The sequence below is a fragment of the Defluviitalea raffinosedens genome (assembly GCF_016908775.1).
Classification (GTDB): Bacteria; Bacillota; Clostridia; order Lachnospirales; family Defluviitaleaceae; genus Defluviitalea; species Defluviitalea raffinosedens.
In genome coordinates this window covers 19,455-35,973 of the sequence record NZ_JAFBEP010000022.1, presented here as the reverse complement: position 1 = coordinate 35,973, position 16,519 = coordinate 19,455, and the positions used below count along the sequence as shown (strand labels likewise).

The window sequence follows — 16,519 nt, the reverse complement described above, 5'->3', positions numbered from 1 at the left end:
TTATTTCGCCTCCTTTACAGCTTGATTAGAGTTAGTGTATACCTTAGGTACTATAGATTTAAACCATTTAATTAATGTAGGAGATTGTAAAGATACAATAATTACAACCACAATTGCTTTATATAGTGGAAGCTGGTCAGCAGCTACATGCATTGCATAAAGGGTCGTAGTAAGTGCCTGTATAGTGATCGCACCGATCACGCTTCCCAAAAGGGAGAATTTACCTCCACCCAGGCTGTTGCCACCGATAGCCACTGCCAAAATCGCATCCAATTCTGAGTTTAATCCTACGTTATTGGCATCAATAGACATAGTTCTTGATACGGAAATCAAACCTGCTACCGCCGCCAATAAACCACAGAACACATAAGTAAGAAATACAATAAGCTTTGAATTAAGCCCAATCAGTCGGCTGGCGCGGCTATTGATCCCTACAGATTGAATATACATGCCAAGAGGCGTCTTTTTTAGAACAATAAACGTTATCAAAACTATGATCAATGCCACAAAACAAGGCGTTGGAACAGGTATTCCCGGCATAAAGTTACCAAGATAGCCAAACTGCTCAGGTTTAACATAGAGAATAAAACTGCCTGTAACCAATTGAGCAATTCCTCTTCCTGCAGTAAACAGAATAAGGGTTGCAACCATAGGCTGAACTTTCATATAAGAAACCAGATATCCGTTTACGACACCACAAATGATTCCTATAAGCAAAGCCAGTAATACGGCTACAATATAAGGCACTCTATATGTTTCTTCTGTTCCAAGAGTCGCTACACACACCGCCCCGGCAAGAGCACTCACTGCCCCTACAGATATATCTGTTCCTCCGGAAGCTGCAACCACCAATGTCATGCCTACTGCAAGGATAACAAGCCCGCTGGCACGATTGATGATATCAATCATATACCCATATAAAACTCCATTTTGAATCGTAATCTTAAAAAAGGTTGGTGTTTGGATAAGATTTGCTATGAGCACTAAAATAAGACATACGATTGGTAAAAATAATGAATACTGATATAAAGGTTTTTTGAAAATCTTTATATTTTTCATACCGCATTCCCCCCTGCTATTGCCGCCATGATATTGTCTTGGCTGATTTCCTCATCATGAAGTTCTCCTACGACGGAGGAATCCCGTAAAACAAGCATACGGTTACAGGTACGCAGCATTTCTTCTATTTCAGAAGATATGAACATTACTGCTTTGCCTTGTTTGGCAAGTTCTATTACAAGTTTCTGGATTTCTGTTTTGGTACCCACATCTATACCTCTTGTGGGTTCATCCAATATAAGAAAGTCCGGATTTAAAAGCAGCCATCGTGCGAGTATTGCCTTTTGCTGGTTTCCTCCACTAAGTTGTTTGATAGGGGTTTCTCTGCTGGCTGTTTTAATCTTAAGAAGTTCTATATATCGATCGGCGAATTCTTCCTGTTCTTTTCTACTTAATAATTTAAATAATCCTTGTCTTGCCTGTAATGCGAGTATAATGTTTTCTCTTACAGATAGATCAGCAATAATCCCTTCATCTTTACGGTTTTCTGGTAAAAATGCCATACCTGCTTTAATAGAATCAATCGGTGCATTAGCAGCTAATCTTTGACCATTCACTTTAAGTTCTCCACTGTCTGGTTTGTCTGCACCATATAATGTCCTTGCAAGTTCACTTCGTCCAGATCCCAAAAGACCTGATAACCCTATCACTTCACCTTTATGAATCGATAGATCAAAAGGTTTTACTTTTCCTTTACAACCTAATCCTTTTGCTTCAATGACTACTTCACCTTTAGAACTTGTATGCTCACTCTTAATCTCTTCTAAATCATCCAGATCTTTTCCCATCATACGAGCTACCAGCTGCAGACGTGGCAAGTTTTCTATCTCATATTCTCCAACTAATTCTCCATTTCTAAGTACAGTGATACGATCACATACTGCATATACCTGATCTAAGAAGTGGGTAACGAATATAATACCTAAGCCTCTTTCTTTTAGCATCCTCATAACTTGGAAAAGTTTTTCAACTTCTTGCTCATCAAGACTCGATGTAGGTTCATCTAAAATCAGTACCTTTGCTGAAATATCAACAGCTCTTGCTATGGCAATCATTTGCTGAATAGCCACAGAATAATTGTCAAGCGTAAGGGTTACATCAATATGGATGTCCAGTTCATCTAATATTTCCTTAGCTCTTTTGTTCATCGTCTTCCAGTCGATTCTTCCAAATTTCTTTGGTTCTCTTCCGATAAAAAGATTTTCTGCAACAGATAAATTCGGACAAAGATTGACTTCCTGATATACTGTGCTGATTCCATTACGCTGCGCTTCCTGGGGAGAACGATTGATAATAGGGTGGTCTATGCCCGCAATTCTGATTTCTCCGCTTTCGAATTCTTCAGCTCCTGTTAATACCTTAATTAAGGTAGATTTGCCCGCACCATTTTCGCCCATCAACGCATGAATTTCACCAGCTCTAAGAGTGAAATCAACATTATTTAACGCCCTTACGCCAATAAAGTTTTTCGTTATTCGGCGCATAGTCAAAATTTCATTAGATGCCATTTGTCTTCACTCCTTCTAAAAAAAGTCCGTCGAAGAACCATAAATGATTCCTCGGCGGTTCGTATTAAGCATCATAATCAGCGCAATCAGCTTTCCTAAATTTGAGCATTAATATTGACGGCTTCCAATGATGTTTGCAGCATCTTTAGCAAAGAATACATCTTCTTTAACATAAGCGATCTTATCTACTGTTTGACCAGCTTCTAATTTTTCAATAATTTCTTTTACACGGGGACCATGTAATGGATTACATTCAACGTCTACATCGATATCTCCGGCAATCATAGCTTCAAAAGCAGCTTTAACTGCGTCAAAGGAAACGATAGTAATATCTCCATTTGGACCACAAGTTTTTCCTGCAGCTTTGATTGCATTAATTGCACCAAATGCCATATTGTCATTTTCAGCGATTACAACATCGATATCAGGATAGGATTTTAAGAAAGATTCCATAACTTCCTGACCTTTTTCCTGTGTGAAGTCACCGGATTGTCTGTCTAACATTTTCCAGTTAGGATATTCTTTCATTTTTTCAGCAAATCCGTCTGTACGTCCAATTTGTGCAGAGGATCCCATAGTTCCTTGAAGCGTAACGATATTGATTTCTTCTGCTTTAGGATCAATACCTTTAAGTTTAAGTGCTTCTGCAAGAGCATCCACTGCGTCATAACCTTCTTGTTTGAAGTTTGATCCTACCCAAGCTGTGAAGAGACTGTCATCACTGGTTTGAATCATACGGTCAACGATAATAACAGGAATTCCTGCATCTCTTGCTTCTCCTAAAACTGTATCCCAACCAGCTTCTGTGTTTGGAGCGAGAACAATGTAATCAACATCTTTTTGAATGAAGTCTCTGATTGCTGTGATTTGTTTATCTGTTTTTTGTTGCGCATCAACCATTTCAAATTTGAATCCATTTTCTTCTGTGAAAGTTTCCTGCATGGATTTTGTATTGGCCATACGCCAGTCAGATTCTGCACCAACTTGAACAAATCCAACATAAATTAGATCTTTGTCTTCTTTTGTTTCTGCAGGTGCAGATGCAGCTGGAGCTTCAGCAGCTGGTGTATCAGCAGTAGCTGGAGCTTCTGTAGTTTTGCTTCCTCCACATGCCGTTAATGCTGTAATTAACATACCAGTCAACATTAACGCAATAAACTTTTTAAATGTCTTCATTTTACCATCCTCCATCCTTTTTTACACACCAGTTAAGGTTTATATTCAAATTATACAAAATCATCAAATTGGCATCAATTAACATTCATTTGTATTTATTTGAATATTTTCACTTGACTCATTTTTAAGTTGACTTTTTTTTGATTTTATTTGAAATTTTTATGGAATTGAATTTCCAAATGGAATTCTTACTTTTACACAAGTTCCCTCTCCATATACGCTGCTGATAGAAAGGCCATAATTATTTCCAAACTTAAGCTTGATCCGCTGATTAACATTATAAAGTCCATAGGAATCCATCTTCTTTTGAACTTTTCCACCTGCATGTCCCTCATTTAAAAGAGTGGTGATTTTGTTAAGTTGTTCAGGTGTCATCCCTGCGCCATTATCCGCAATAGAAATTACAACATCATTACCTTCTCTCATTCCAGTAACACTAATCTTTCCTTTGCCTCTGCGGTTTTTTATTCCGTGATAAAGGGCATTTTCAACAATAGGCTGCAATGTGATTTTGGGTATGATGGCATCCTTAATATCATCAGGTAAGTCAATCTCATACTCTAATATATCCTGGTATCTCACATGCTGAATCTGGAGATAGCTCTTTACATGCCGTTCCTCTTCTTTTAAGGTAAACATGCCGTTGCCATGATTTAATGACGTACGAAAGAAGTCTGATAATGCCTTCACCATATCCACTACCTCTTTGGGATTTCCCGATTCAGCCAGCCAAATAATCGTATCCAGGGTGTTATAAAGAAAGTGTGGATTGATCTGAGCCTGCAAAAGTTCAAGCTCTGCTTCCCTTAAGTTTTTTTCCTCTGTTTTCACCGCATCTAAAAGATACTCTATTCTTCCAATCATCATATTAAGGGATTCTCCCAAGCTTTTTACCTCCGCTCCATGCAAAACTTTGGCACGAACGGAAAGGTCGCCCTTAGCGACCTGTTTGGTAACATCATTTAAATGCTGAATGGGTTTAACAATACTATTTGGAATAATAATAGATAAAGCAATCTCAATAATCATAACAATTCCAAAGATGATAAGAGTATATAAGATAATTTGCCTGAAATTCTCCAAGGTTTCTAATCTGACCTGATCTATGGCTTTCGTTTCATAATATGTGTATTCTAATACTGTGGACTGAATAAGGGCTGTAACAATCTGAATATCCTTTTCCCATATAATGATGTTATCATCATAGTGCCCTCCCTCGATCTTATTTTGTTCAATACGTTGTACATACCTCTCAAGATTGTCCAACAGCTTTAAAATGGTCTTTGCCCGCTGTTTATTTTCTTTAAGGTTGGTATTTATAATAAGATCATAGGCAATAGCCCTTGCGTCATTAATGGTACTGTAGGGATCTTCCTCTTCAAAGGATGAGTGTCCTGCTATAAGCAAATAAATCTTGTAATCAAATTCTTCTTTAAAATCAATACTAAATCGCCCGGCTTCAGAAGCATTGGCTATAATCTGGTTATATTCCCGATTCATTTTAGATATATTAAAAAACATCATCATAAAAAGAATAAAAAGTGGAATAATGCATACCATAATAGAAATTTGGATCTTTCTATTCAATTTCAAATTCCCAAAGGTCTTTCCGAATGTATGTCTAATCCAAGGCTTCACTCCGTCAACCTCCATAAAGCACTATACGGCATCCTTCTTCATATTTCGATACTGTTTAGGCGTGCAATTTTGCTCTTTTTTGAAAAGATATGAAAAATAATGGGGGTCCTTATAACCTACTGCCATACTGATTTCTGAGCAACGTAAATCCGAGCATTTCAATAATTCCTTAGCTTTATTCATACGCAGATCCGTTAAATATCGTATAAAACTTTTACCCATTTCACGACTAAAAATTGTACTAAAATGACTGGGACTTATGTTCACATATGCCGCCACTTCATTTAAAGATATATTTTCATCCGCATAATGTTCATTAATGTATTCTTTGGCTTGTTCGATCATACGATGATAACGCTTTGTTCTTATGACATCCCTTTGCTCAATAGCTATAGTGAGCAGACGGGTGATATAGGATTTCACCTTTTGAAAATCCATAAGGACTTCTTTCATCTCATTCATTCCGGTAGAGGATTCTTCTGTTAAAACCTCTTCTCTTCCTATTTCCTTGAGAAAATTAAGCACTGTAAAATATACATTCATAAAGATATACTGCTTAAATAGTAATGATTTTTTGCTTGTTTTATTGATGCTTTTTAGAAATTCTTCAACAAAAAACTGAATCTCACTGGCTTCACCGTTTCTTAAAAATCCATCCACTCTTTTAATGTCTAAATTACCTAATTGAAAATCATTAATAGTAGGGCTATCCTGTTCATAAATCAAATCTGAAAGTTCATCGCTGCTTATAATAGCATTTTCATCTAAAATAAAGCGGCGAGCAAAAGCCAAAGATGCACTCTCATAAGACTCTCTAAGCTGTGTTAGCCTGCTTACAGGACTGCCTACACCTCCAAAATAATTGATTTCAGGATGATTAGAAAATAATGATTTAATTTCATCAAAATACTTCTTACGGATCTCTTCCAGCTGTTCCAGGGAATTTGCTTTTATAATCAAGGCAATCCCTTCAATGGCACGATCAAAAAACACAATATGGTGATACTTGGAATTAATGTCCTTTAAATCCTTGACAACCCCTAATAATTCATCAGAAAAATTTTCATCCTTGCCCCCAATACTATACTTAAACAGTACAATTTGATAATATGGTGCGCTCATTTCAAAACCAAGCTCTTTACTTCTCTCTAAAATCTGGGCGGTGGAAAGAGAACCCTGAATCATATCTTCAAAAAGACGTCGCTTAATATAAACTTCATTTTCTTCCATCTCTTTTTTATATCTTTCAAAATTACTCTTTTCCATTCTCTCTTTAATAATCTTCTGGGCAACTTGTTTAACTACTTTCATTAATTCCACACTGCTAATAGGCTTTAGGAGATACTCCATAACACCTATTTTTATAGCCTCCTGGGCAAAAGTAAATTCTTCGTGTCCACTTAAAATAATAATTTTGCTTTCTGGAAGTTCCTTTGTTACGAGACGGCTTAGTTCCAATCCATTCATAAAAGGCATTTTGATATCTGTGATGATAATATCTGGCTGCTCCTTTTGAATCATCTTATAAGCAATCTCACCATCCGGTGCTTCTCCGCAAAATAAAAATCCTTCTCCAGCCCAATCAATATTATTTTTTATACCTTCTCTCACAACGAACTCATCTTCAACCAGAAATACTTTTAACATTATACCGCCCTTTCCTTAATTTTCTAATTCCATCGGCAACTTGAACTTGCCAATCAAATCTTTTAATTCCAGGACAAAGTGATCTAATTCCTGCCCAATGTGGTTAACATCCATCATAGCCTTTAAAATTCCCTCTGTCATAGCAGAAGTTTCTTCTGTACTTGCCGCATACTCTTCAGAAATATTGGATACCCTGATTCCAATATCAGAAACCACAGAACGACTATGCTCTACATCTTTTGTCACCATCTCTAAATTCTTTATTTCTGTATTTATTTTGTTTAATGTATCTACAATCACAAAATATTTATCCTTTGTATCGTTTACACTGGCTGTCTGAGCCATAACTGCATTTTTTGCAATAACACTCTGTTGATTGATGCTATTGATATTGCTTTTAAGTTGCTCTAAGATTCCTCGTATCATCTCAATGGATTGTTCTGACTGCTCGGATAACTTTCTTATTTCATCTGCAACAACAGCAAATCCTTTTCCTGATTCCCCTGCTCTGGCTGCCTCTATAGTAGCATTTAATGATAAAAGTTTTGTCTTTCTGGCAATATCTGAAATCAATTCACTGGCTTCACTGATTTTACCTGCATTGACATGGGTAATCTTAATGCTGTCAAAAATCGATTGAAAAGACTCCCCATTTTTTATGGTTATTGCTTCAAGCTGATTGACACTTTTTAACCCCTCTTCTGTTGCCGCTTTGATCTCTAAGCTCGCCTTTGAGAGTTCATTGGCACTGGATGTACTTTTATGAAGCACATCTCCTAAGACATTAATTTCTTGCATAAGTTGTTTAGAATCCTCTGCTTGTTCATATGCCCCCTTAGCAATATCAGATATGATGTTACTTATTTCGTTCATAGAGTCAGAAACTTCATTGGAACTATCCATCATAACATGGGATGAATTGGTCAAACTCGTCGTTAATTGAGTTAATCTTTTAACAATATCCCTTAAAGAATAAATTAATGTGGATATTGATTTCGATAAATCCCCTAATTCATCCTTACTATGTATCATATGCGGTTTGAAAGATAAATCATTTTTTGAAAGGGCATTCATGTTGTCCGTAAGTTTTAAGATATGTTTTCTTAAATATTGAATAACAAATACAGCCAGTAAAACAACAAGTAAGATGAGTATTATAAGGATAATAGCTGACTCAATCACTGTATCTTTAACAGATTTCTCTATATTCTGTTCAACATATATGCTGTATTCATCCAAAATATCCGTCATGTAGTTTAAAAAGTCACTGGCATACTCGAATGCCTCTTCCTTGGCTTTTATATCTCCTTCACCAGTTTCCGGATTATAGGCAGCCTCCCAATCCTGAAAACCAGATTGAAAAGCATTGTATAATTCATAGATTGTATATTTAGGTCCTGAAAATTTAAAATCAATAAAGTTAGGATTGCTGTTTACATTGGCAATGGCTTTTTCTACTTCCTCTAATACCTTCCCTTTTTTAAAGTTATATTCCCTCAACAATGAGGAGCGTGCATCTGCATCCAACTCATCACCGGATAGTGCTAAAGTTTTTTCTGCAATTGTGGCTTCGTAAAAAGCTCTTTCCGCATTTAAAATGAGTCTCGTATTCACATAGACCTCATCATAATATGTTTTCTTTGTAATGGCACTGATCTTCTGGGATTGACAAGCGATTTGATAAAGATAAAATACCGCAATCACCACTGTCGGCAGTACCATTAAAAAAAGCTTTGTAGAAACCTTACAATTCCTCAAATAGTTCATGGTATCATCTTCCCCCCATCGTTGTTGTACAAAAAAAATCAGCTGTTCCTTTAAAATTTGTGATATTTTATTATTTATATTATCACGCATTTATTTTATCATACATTTCTGATAATAAAAAGTGGTGTAATTTTTAGTATTTTGTACAATTTTTTTCGATGCAAAAGATAAATCCCTGACTCCAAAAAAGTCAGGGATTTATTGAAACATATTTATTGGAACATAAGATTTCAAAACTGAATTCTACAATAGTCCGATTAAAACCTAATTCCTCTGCTAACTCAGATGCTTGTTGTGAGTTTCAATTCTACAATAGTCCGATTAAAACCAAAACAAACACATAAGAAAAGTTGTAATGAATTACGTTTCAATTCTACAATAGTCCGATTAAAACTCTATCAGCCAAAGTTTTTATAGTAAATACTTCCCAGTTTCAATTCTACAATAGTCCGATTAAAACACAGAAACAATATTAAATCCCGAAGTTGCTAAAGAAGTTTCAATTCTACAATAGTCCGATTAAAACTAAATTGGGTGGGAGATTTGAATGAGGATATAACTAGTTTCAATTCTACAATAGTCCGATTAAAACTTTCATTTAGTGAAATAGTATCCACACTAATACTGCGTTTCAATTCTACAATAGTCCGATTAAAACTTTATTTTGCCAGAAGATTATGAGCCAGATGAATTTGTTTCAATTCTACAATAGTCCGATTAAAACTGCAATAAAAGATATAGCGCAACTACAAACAGACTGTTTCAATTCTACAATAGTCCGATTAAAACGAAGAAGCAAAGACTTACAATCGTCAATGACTAGTATGTTTCAATTCTACAATAGTCCGATTAAAACTTTTAATACAGAAAATTTAATCTACTATAAAACTAAGTTTCAATTCTACAATAGTCCGATTAAAACAGAAGAAGCAAAAGCAAATTTAATAACAGCCTTAGAAGTTTCAATTCTACAATAGTCCGATTAAAACTTGTGCCTAAAAAGATACAGTATTCATAATGAGCCTCAGGTTTCAATTCTACAATAGTCCGATTAAAACGAGGGGATTGAGAATGAAACCGTACTGGTTTTTGAGGTTTCAATTCTACAATAGTCCGATTAAAACCAGTTTAATTGAATAATAGATGTCGCCGACTTCTCGTTTCAATTCTACAATAGTCCGATTAAAACAAGAGGTAAAGGTTTTAAAGATAAGAGATAAAAAGTTTCAATTCTACAATAGTCCGATTAAAACTACCATTGGTAGCCGGTAAAAAATTGATCGGAATAGTTTCAATTCTACAATAGTCCGATTAAAACTCGCCGCGCTGGAAGAACGAAGACGTCAGATAGAAGGTTTCAATTCTACAATAGTCCGATTAAAACAAGTTGTGACGGTCTTCGAGAGTTAGAAATTAAAGAGTTTCAATTCTACAATAGTCCGATTAAAACGAATTAGAACAATCAAGGTTCAAAGTTGATAGCCGTTTCAATTCTACAATAGTCCGATTAAAACGGGTGGATAAAACTACATAGAGATATACAAAACCAGTTTCAATTCTACAATAGTCCGATTAAAACCTTAAAGCAGTAGAAGAAAAATTTAACGCAGCAATCAGTTTCAATTCTACAATAGTCCGATTAAAACAGCAGTAAAATCAACGTTTTTTATCTCTTAATCCTGATTTGTTTGTATTTATTTTACCAATTAACCCTTTTAAATGCAATAAAAAGTCGTCGACCCCCTGGGTATTTTGCATCACCGAGGGTCGACGACATGAATCTTAAGATCACTTTTGATTCAAAGTACATTGTCAAGATCAAGAGAACATCTTTTTATTATATAGGAAATCCTAGAGAATTTGCTATATAGCAAAAAAGATATCTCCTGATCAGGAGATATCTTTTTTATTTAGTGCGATTGGAGGGACTCGAACCCTCAAGGTCTAGGACCACTAGATCCTTAGTCTAGCGCGTATGCCAATTCCGCCACAATCGCATAATACGCCATCGGGGGCTCGAACCCCGGACACCCTGATTAAGAGTCAGGTGCTCTACCAACTGAGCTAATAGCGCATATGCTTGTCATCAAATTTACCAAGCGAAAAACATTATATCATGGATAATTACATTTTGCAATACCTATTTTTAAAAAAATGTTCCATTGACCAAAAAATTATCCTATGATACTGTATTTATAATAGCAACTCATGGGGGAGTGGTCAACTTGAAAAAAATGCCTTGGGACGACAAATATTTTAAAATAGGATTGCACGCTTTTCTGGTTTTGGCAATGACTGTTTTGTTCGAAAAGATTGTTGGGAATGTAACTATTATTGTTAAATACGTCTCTTATTTTTTTGAAAAACTTGTCCATATACTAATGCCATTTATTTACGGTTTTTTTATCGCATATATTTTAAGCCCCGCCATCAATAAGGTAGAATTTTGGCTTCAGCAATTAGATAAGCGTAAAGGGTATTCCCGGCTCAGGCGGATCCTATCTATTTTAGTCGTATATGTCACTGTATTCGGCTTTTTAAGTCTTGTCTTTATCTATGTACTCCCTCAAATCTATCATAGCATCGTAGACCTGTTCCAAAAAGCTCCTGGCAGTCTGGCCAATTTAGAAAGAAATCTCGATGAGCTTTTGGCCAGCTACAGTTCCCTTACGTCTTATGATTTAAAATCCATTATCGACAGCAATATAGATCCTTTGATTCAAAAATCCAGTTTAATACTTAATCAGCTTTTAACATATATTGTAAATAGCGCTTTAGGTATTACCTCAGGTTTCATCAATATTCTTCTGGGACTTATGATCGGATTTTATCTATTAAATGAAAAAGAAGGATTTATCAAAAAATCAAAAGAAACCATCTATGCTATCTTTAATATGCAAACCGCAAACAAAATACTGTCTATAGCAAAAGAAAGCCATATGATGTTTAATAAGTTTTTTGTCGGTAAATTCATTGACTCATTGATTATAGGTATTTTATGTTTTATCGGCATGCTGTTTTTAAAAAATCCCTATGCTTTATTACTTTCAGTCATCGTTGGCATTACGAATATGATTCCTTATTTTGGCCCTTTTATCGGTGCCATTCCAGCTATTTTAATTACCCTTTTAATAAGCCCCGTAGATGCCCTCTGGGTAAGTTTATTTATCTTTGCTCTGCAGCAATTTGACGGAATTATTTTGGGGCCAAAAATATTAGGGGACTCCACAGGCCTTAGCCCTTTTTGGGTAATTTTCTCCATTATCGTAGGAGGTGCCCTCTTAGGCGTATTGGGTATGCTGATCGGCGTTCCTACCTTTGCAGTGATTCGTACCCTGTTTAACAAATGGGTAGAAAAAAGATTAAAGAAAAAAGGATTATTAAAAGATATTTAAAAGAGGTGTAAGAATGAATCAAACCCTTAAATCTAATCTGTTTGCCGGAATATTAATCATCGTTGGAATATTTGGAGGCTTATGCCTGTCCATAATATTTTCTTTTCTCAATGTGCCAATGCCCTTAATACTCGTAGCAAGCCAAATTCTTCTGTTGCTGATTCCTGCTTGTTTTTACTTTATTATAACCAAAGCGCCTGTTAAAAAGACTCTCAGGCTAAACTGGCCCGGCTGGCCTACGGTTTTGTTTTCCTTTCTTATTGCTATTTTTGTTCAGCCTTTTATGATGGTTTTATCGGCTCTTAGCAGTTTATTTTTCACAAACGATGTGGCCAATTTAATCAGCGAGCTGGACTCCTATCCCACCCTTTTATTGATTGCGGTGATTGCCCTAACCCCTGCCATATGTGAGGAAATAACCATGAGAGGCATTCTTCTCTCCGGATATGATGAAATAGACATAAAAAAAGCCATGCTCCTGAATGGACTATTCTTCGGCATGCTTCATTTAAACCTGCAGCAATTTTTATACGCCTTTGCTTTAGGAGCCCTGTTTGCCTATATGGTAAGGCTGACCAACTCCATTATTCCTTCAATGGTGGCTCACTTTACGATTAATGGCTCGCAAGTCCTTCTGCAAAAGTTTCTTATTTTCATCACAAAGTTCACCAATGAAGATATTACTGCTTTAACACAGGAACCGACATTCGCTGAAAAACTGATCAGTCTGGCTGCAGTTTTCGTGTTTGCACTTTTAATAACTCCTGTTGCAGGTATTTTGATATATGCTTTAAGAAATCTTTACTCAAAAAAGAATCTAAAGGCAGAGACGACAAGAGAACCCTTGGAAGTTTCTGGCCAATATACCTTGATTGAGTCGGAAGATGTATATGAAGGGCAAGAAACTGTTATAGAACCTTTAGAAACTTCCGGGCAAAAAGTCTTTAACTGGCCGGTATGGGTATCTATTGGGCTCTATATCGCTTATATGGGCTTTACATTAGTATTAGAGCATCTGTTATCCTATTTATAAAAAATATGTGAAATAAGCGGTTATATTTTAATAAGAAAATACCGGAAGGCTTTTTATTGTATAGGAAATCCTTAAGGATTTTCTATACAATAGAAAACGGCTGTTGATGTTTACAGATCAGCAGCCGCTTTTTTTATTCTATTTAAATTGAACAGGTCATCACTTCATCAAGGGTTGGAATAGAAGGTACAGCTCCTTCTCTGGATACTGCAATGGCTGAAGCCTTGGCAGCCAGTTTCAGTGCTTCCGGTACAGGTTTTTCCTGAAGGATCGAAGCGATAAAATATCCGGTAAAAGTATCTCCTGCAGCAGTTGTATCCACTGCTTTTACTTTAAATATTCCCTGCCTGTATTGGCAGTCCCGGTCTTGATAGACAGAGCCATTGCTTCCTAAAGTTAAAACGATTTTGGCTTTTGGAAACTTGTCCTGCAAAGTCCTTAAGATCTCTTCCGGATCCTTTCCCCCAGTAATTTGCTCTCCTTCTATTTCATTAAGAAGGAATATTGAAACTTTGGATAAATCACAGCTTTTTAAAGCATCATCAAAAGGTGAGGGATTTAATACAATGGTCATTTCTTTTTCATAAGCTTTGTCGATGATATAGTCAAGGCAATTGATTTCATTTTGTAAAACAATAAGGTCTCCCTTTTCAAAATGGGATAAAACTTCATCGACATATTCTTTGGTTAAACAACGATTGCTTCCTCCATATAATAAAATGCAGTTTTGACCATCTTTATCCACCTGGATGATGGTGTGGCCGCTTTTTCCTGGAACCACTTTGATCAATTCCGTATTTACTCCATTCTGCTTACACATGTTTAATAAGGTTTCCCCGTCTTCTCCAACCATGCCGGCATGAAATACCGAAACGCCTGCCCTGGCTAAAGCTATGGACTGATTTAATCCTTTCCCACCGCAAAAAACTTCCATTTTAGAAGAGGCAATGGTTTCTCCCGGAACCAAAATATGGTCTAAAGAGTAGACATAATCATAATTTAACGATCCAAAGTTTAAAACTTTCATAATAATCCCCCTCGTACTCATTTTTTATTAAACTAATATGCTCATCATTTTGTCTCTTCTTTTTATTTATCCTGAGAGAATCACTTAAAAACTTGTATTCTACCATATTAAAATCGTTTGATATCATTATGTTTTTATGTGCTTTTACAGTCATCTATATGTATATTTTAGGATTAGCTGGTTTTATAAGATCTGCTTAATATCAGTCTATACTATAAGTTTTAATATGTAAATTCATTTTTATATTGAATCTCATATGTTTTTAACAAGTATTTGCGTATACATCTTATCCCTTAAAGAATTAATAATCTGGCATTTCCCTAAGATTTTAACGGCAAATCATCTGAATATAAAAACACCCCTTAAGTGATTTCTTCTTACTTAAGAGGCAGCATCTCATCCCTTCATTTTATGATTCCTTTTCTTTGTCTTTTCCTTCTTTGCTTTTTTTCTTCTTTTTCTTCTTTCCCGGCATATTGATGTTCTCATCCAAAAATTGATCCAATTCATCTATTTTTTTAACGATTTCCCGGGAGGCAGTTTTAATGCCTTTATGTCCGTATCCAAAAAGCCTTGCCTTAAAGCGAATTTTTTCATGAAACTTCATACCCTCGCCCCGATCCTTATCCCAAAAAAACTCATTCTATTTATGATATTATATGCGCTTAAAATTCCTTCTGTGAAATATAGTTTGTTTGTTACAAAATTATTAAAAAAGGGTTTACAAGTTAATAGTTTTGTAATAAAATAAAGATGTAAATATGTTATGTAATCTAGACAGCCAAGGAGGAACAACAAATGAGCAAGAAATTTAAACAATGGATGGCAGGATTATTGGCAGCTTCTATTCTTATAATACCTCAAAATGCTTCTGCTATTTTACTGAAGCAGGGAATGAACGGAACAGAAGTTAAAAAAGTTCAAACTGAACTTAAGAATTTAGGATATTTTAAATACCCTACAGCGACCGGTTACTACGGCTCAATTACCACTGATGCCGTTAAAGCATATCAAAAGGCTAAAGGTCTTACTGTAGACGGAATTGTTGGCAATAATACATACAAGTCACTATTTGGAAGCGTTCCTGCAACTTCAAATACGACCAATGATGCTTCAAATGGTGCATTGGATTGGTTCAGTAAAGTTCAATACATATTCCCCAGAGGGAAAAATGCAAAGGTAACAGACATAAAAACAGGCAAATCTTTTATGATTAAAAGAACCTTTGGTACAAACCATGCCGATGTAGAAACTTTAACCAAAGAAGATACAAAAATTATGAAAGAAATCTGGGGAGGTTTCAGCTGGGAAAGACGGGCAGTTGTTGTTGAAGTGGACGGTACTCTCCTTGCCGGTTCTATGACTGCTATGCCCCATGCCGGAGTGGATTCAAAACCAGCTGTACAGGTTGTAGACGGTCGAAGCGGGGGATACGGCAGAGGCCAAAATCTTGATTCCGTAAAAAATAACGGCATAGATGGTCACGTGGATATTCACTTTTTAAACAGCAGAACCCACGGTACGAACACCATGCAAAAAATCCATCAGGATAAAGTAAAAGAAGCCGCTCTATATATTGCAAATCTTGCAAAGAAATAGGAAGCCTACAAGGCTTCCTGTTTTTTTGGAGAAACAGCTTCCAGACGAAAGATCTTTTTCCCCTGTGCAATAAATCTTTTTTCATATTCTGTCATTACATTGTCTTCATTATGATCCTTATGCAAATCATAAGTAATATTTTTAAGGATCCAGTTTTTTTCTTTTAACTCTTCTAATGAGAATAAAAAGAGTCCTTCATTGTCCGTTTTAAAATGAATTTCCCCCTGAGGCTTTAAAATCTCTTCATATTTTTCTAAAAACCCTCTATGGGTAAGCCTTTTTTTAACATGCCTTTGCTTTGGCCAGGGATCAGAGAAATTAAGATAGATTCTGTCTATCTCTGACGGTGCAAAGATTTCTTCTATATTGTGGGCATTATTCCAGATGAATTTTAAATGCTCCGGCTTGTAGTCTCCAAGCCTGGTTACTGCATCATATACCAGCGTTGCGACCCTTTCCATGCCAATATAATTCACCTCTGGATTCTTCTTTGATAAAGCCGTCAGAAATCCTCCCCTTCCCATGCCTATTTCCAGATGTATAGGATGATTATTAAAAAACAACTCTCCCCAATGTCCTTTATATTCATTGGCATTGGTGATAACATTGGGAAATTCGGTGAGTAATTCTTCCACCCCTTTTTTCTTTCTAAGACGCATAATTTTTCTCC

12 protein-coding genes, 2 tRNA genes and 1 CRISPR repeat array are annotated in these 16,519 nt (G+C 35.9%); of the genes, 3 read left to right on the top strand and 11 right to left on the bottom strand.

The window, feature by feature from the left end:
- From JOD07_RS13040 to JOD07_RS13005, 8 genes are all read right to left on the bottom strand, one after another.
- Positions 1-1,059: an ABC transporter permease gene (locus tag JOD07_RS13040; protein WP_204614265.1), complete on the bottom strand. Its 1,059-nt coding sequence runs from the start codon at positions 1,057-1,059 to the stop codon at positions 1-3.
- The gene (locus JOD07_RS13035; protein ID WP_158741710.1) at positions 1,056-2,567 is read right to left on the bottom strand and encodes a sugar ABC transporter ATP-binding protein; all 1,512 of its coding nucleotides are present in this window, start codon (positions 2,565-2,567) and stop codon (positions 1,056-1,058) included. The genes JOD07_RS13040 and JOD07_RS13035 overlap by 4 nt, the downstream gene beginning before the upstream one ends.
- A gap of 108 nt (positions 2,568-2,675) precedes the next feature.
- Entirely contained in the window at positions 2,676-3,743 is a 1,068-nt protein-coding gene (locus JOD07_RS13030) for an ABC transporter substrate-binding protein (protein WP_158741711.1), read from the bottom strand.
- Positions 3,744-3,902: 159 nt separating this feature from the next.
- Complete coding sequence (locus JOD07_RS13025) at positions 3,903-5,381, bottom strand: sensor histidine kinase (RefSeq protein ID WP_158741712.1); 1,479 nt, start codon at positions 5,379-5,381, stop codon at positions 3,903-3,905.
- A gap of 21 nt (positions 5,382-5,402) precedes the next feature.
- Positions 5,403-7,028, bottom strand: coding sequence for a response regulator (locus JOD07_RS13020; protein WP_204614264.1), 1,626 nt, complete (start codon positions 7,026-7,028; stop codon positions 5,403-5,405).
- Between the two features lie 15 nt (positions 7,029-7,043).
- A complete protein-coding gene (locus JOD07_RS13015; protein WP_204614263.1) occupies positions 7,044-8,795 on the bottom strand; it encodes a methyl-accepting chemotaxis protein in 1,752 nt (583 codons plus the stop codon).
- Positions 8,796-9,029: 234 nt separating this feature from the next.
- A CRISPR array of direct repeats spans positions 9,030-10,441; the repeat unit is 30 nt; unit sequence GTTTCAATTCTACAATAGTCCGATTAAAAC.
- Positions 10,442-10,709: 268 nt separating this feature from the next.
- Positions 10,710-10,792 (bottom strand) — tRNA-Leu (locus tag JOD07_RS13010).
- A 4-nt stretch (positions 10,793-10,796) separates the two neighbouring features.
- Positions 10,797-10,869: transfer RNA gene (locus JOD07_RS13005), tRNA-Lys, on the bottom strand.
- A gap of 160 nt (positions 10,870-11,029) precedes the next feature.
- On the opposite strand from JOD07_RS13005, the gene JOD07_RS13000 reads away from it, so the two are divergent.
- Both JOD07_RS13000 and JOD07_RS12995 read left to right on the top strand, forming a co-directional pair.
- Complete coding sequence (locus tag JOD07_RS13000) at positions 11,030-12,190, top strand: AI-2E family transporter (RefSeq protein ID WP_243429332.1); 1,161 nt, start codon at positions 11,030-11,032, stop codon at positions 12,188-12,190.
- Between the two features lie 13 nt (positions 12,191-12,203).
- Positions 12,204-13,223, top strand: coding sequence for a CPBP family intramembrane glutamic endopeptidase (locus tag JOD07_RS12995; protein ID WP_158741716.1), 1,020 nt, complete (start codon positions 12,204-12,206; stop codon positions 13,221-13,223).
- 142 nt (positions 13,224-13,365) lie between these two features.
- On the opposite strand, the gene JOD07_RS12990 is transcribed toward JOD07_RS12995, so the two are convergent.
- Positions 13,366-14,250, bottom strand: coding sequence for a ribokinase (locus JOD07_RS12990; protein ID WP_204614261.1), 885 nt, complete (start codon positions 14,248-14,250; stop codon positions 13,366-13,368).
- Positions 14,251-14,659: 409 nt separating this feature from the next.
- The gene (locus JOD07_RS12985; RefSeq protein WP_158741718.1) at positions 14,660-14,857 is read right to left on the bottom strand and encodes a hypothetical protein; all 198 of its coding nucleotides are present in this window, start codon (positions 14,855-14,857) and stop codon (positions 14,660-14,662) included.
- 191 nt (positions 14,858-15,048) lie between these two features.
- On the opposite strand from JOD07_RS12985, the gene JOD07_RS12980 reads away from it, so the two are divergent.
- Positions 15,049-15,849, top strand: coding sequence for a peptidoglycan-binding domain-containing protein (locus tag JOD07_RS12980; protein ID WP_158741719.1), 801 nt, complete (start codon positions 15,049-15,051; stop codon positions 15,847-15,849).
- A gap of 5 nt (positions 15,850-15,854) precedes the next feature.
- Here JOD07_RS12980 and trmB read toward each other — a convergent pair whose 3' ends face one another.
- Positions 15,855-16,508 carry a tRNA (guanosine(46)-N7)-methyltransferase TrmB gene (gene trmB / locus JOD07_RS12975; protein ID WP_204614260.1) on the bottom strand — a complete coding sequence of 218 codons (654 nt, stop codon included), beginning with the start codon at positions 16,506-16,508 and terminating at the stop codon, positions 15,855-15,857.
- Positions 16,509-16,519 lie beyond the last annotated feature (11 nt).

Coding starts and splice junctions, on each gene's coding strand:
- JOD07_RS13040 (WP_204614265.1), bottom strand. CDS start 1,059: ATGAAAAATATAAAGATTTTCAAAAAACCTTTATATCAGTATTCATTA.
- JOD07_RS13035 (WP_158741710.1), bottom strand. CDS start 2,567: ATGGCATCTAATGAAATTTTGACTATGCGCCGAATAACGAAAAACTTT.
- JOD07_RS13030 (WP_158741711.1), bottom strand. CDS start 3,743: ATGAAGACATTTAAAAAGTTTATTGCGTTAATGTTGACTGGTATGTTA.
- JOD07_RS13020 (WP_204614264.1), bottom strand. CDS start 7,028: ATGTTAAAAGTATTTCTGGTTGAAGATGAGTTCGTTGTGAGAGAAGGT.
- JOD07_RS13015 (WP_204614263.1), bottom strand. CDS start 8,795: ATGAACTATTTGAGGAATTGTAAGGTTTCTACAAAGCTTTTTTTAATG.
- JOD07_RS13000 (WP_243429332.1), top strand. CDS start 11,030: ATGCCTTGGGACGACAAATATTTTAAAATAGGATTGCACGCTTTTCTG.
- JOD07_RS12995 (WP_158741716.1), top strand. CDS start 12,204: ATGAATCAAACCCTTAAATCTAATCTGTTTGCCGGAATATTAATCATC.
- JOD07_RS12990 (WP_204614261.1), bottom strand. CDS start 14,250: ATGAAAGTTTTAAACTTTGGATCGTTAAATTATGATTATGTCTACTCT.
- JOD07_RS12985 (WP_158741718.1), bottom strand. CDS start 14,857: ATGAAGTTTCATGAAAAAATTCGCTTTAAGGCAAGGCTTTTTGGATAC.
- JOD07_RS12980 (WP_158741719.1), top strand. CDS start 15,049: ATGAGCAAGAAATTTAAACAATGGATGGCAGGATTATTGGCAGCTTCT.
- trmB (WP_204614260.1), bottom strand. CDS start 16,508: ATGCGTCTTAGAAAGAAAAAAGGGGTGGAAGAATTACTCACCGAATTT.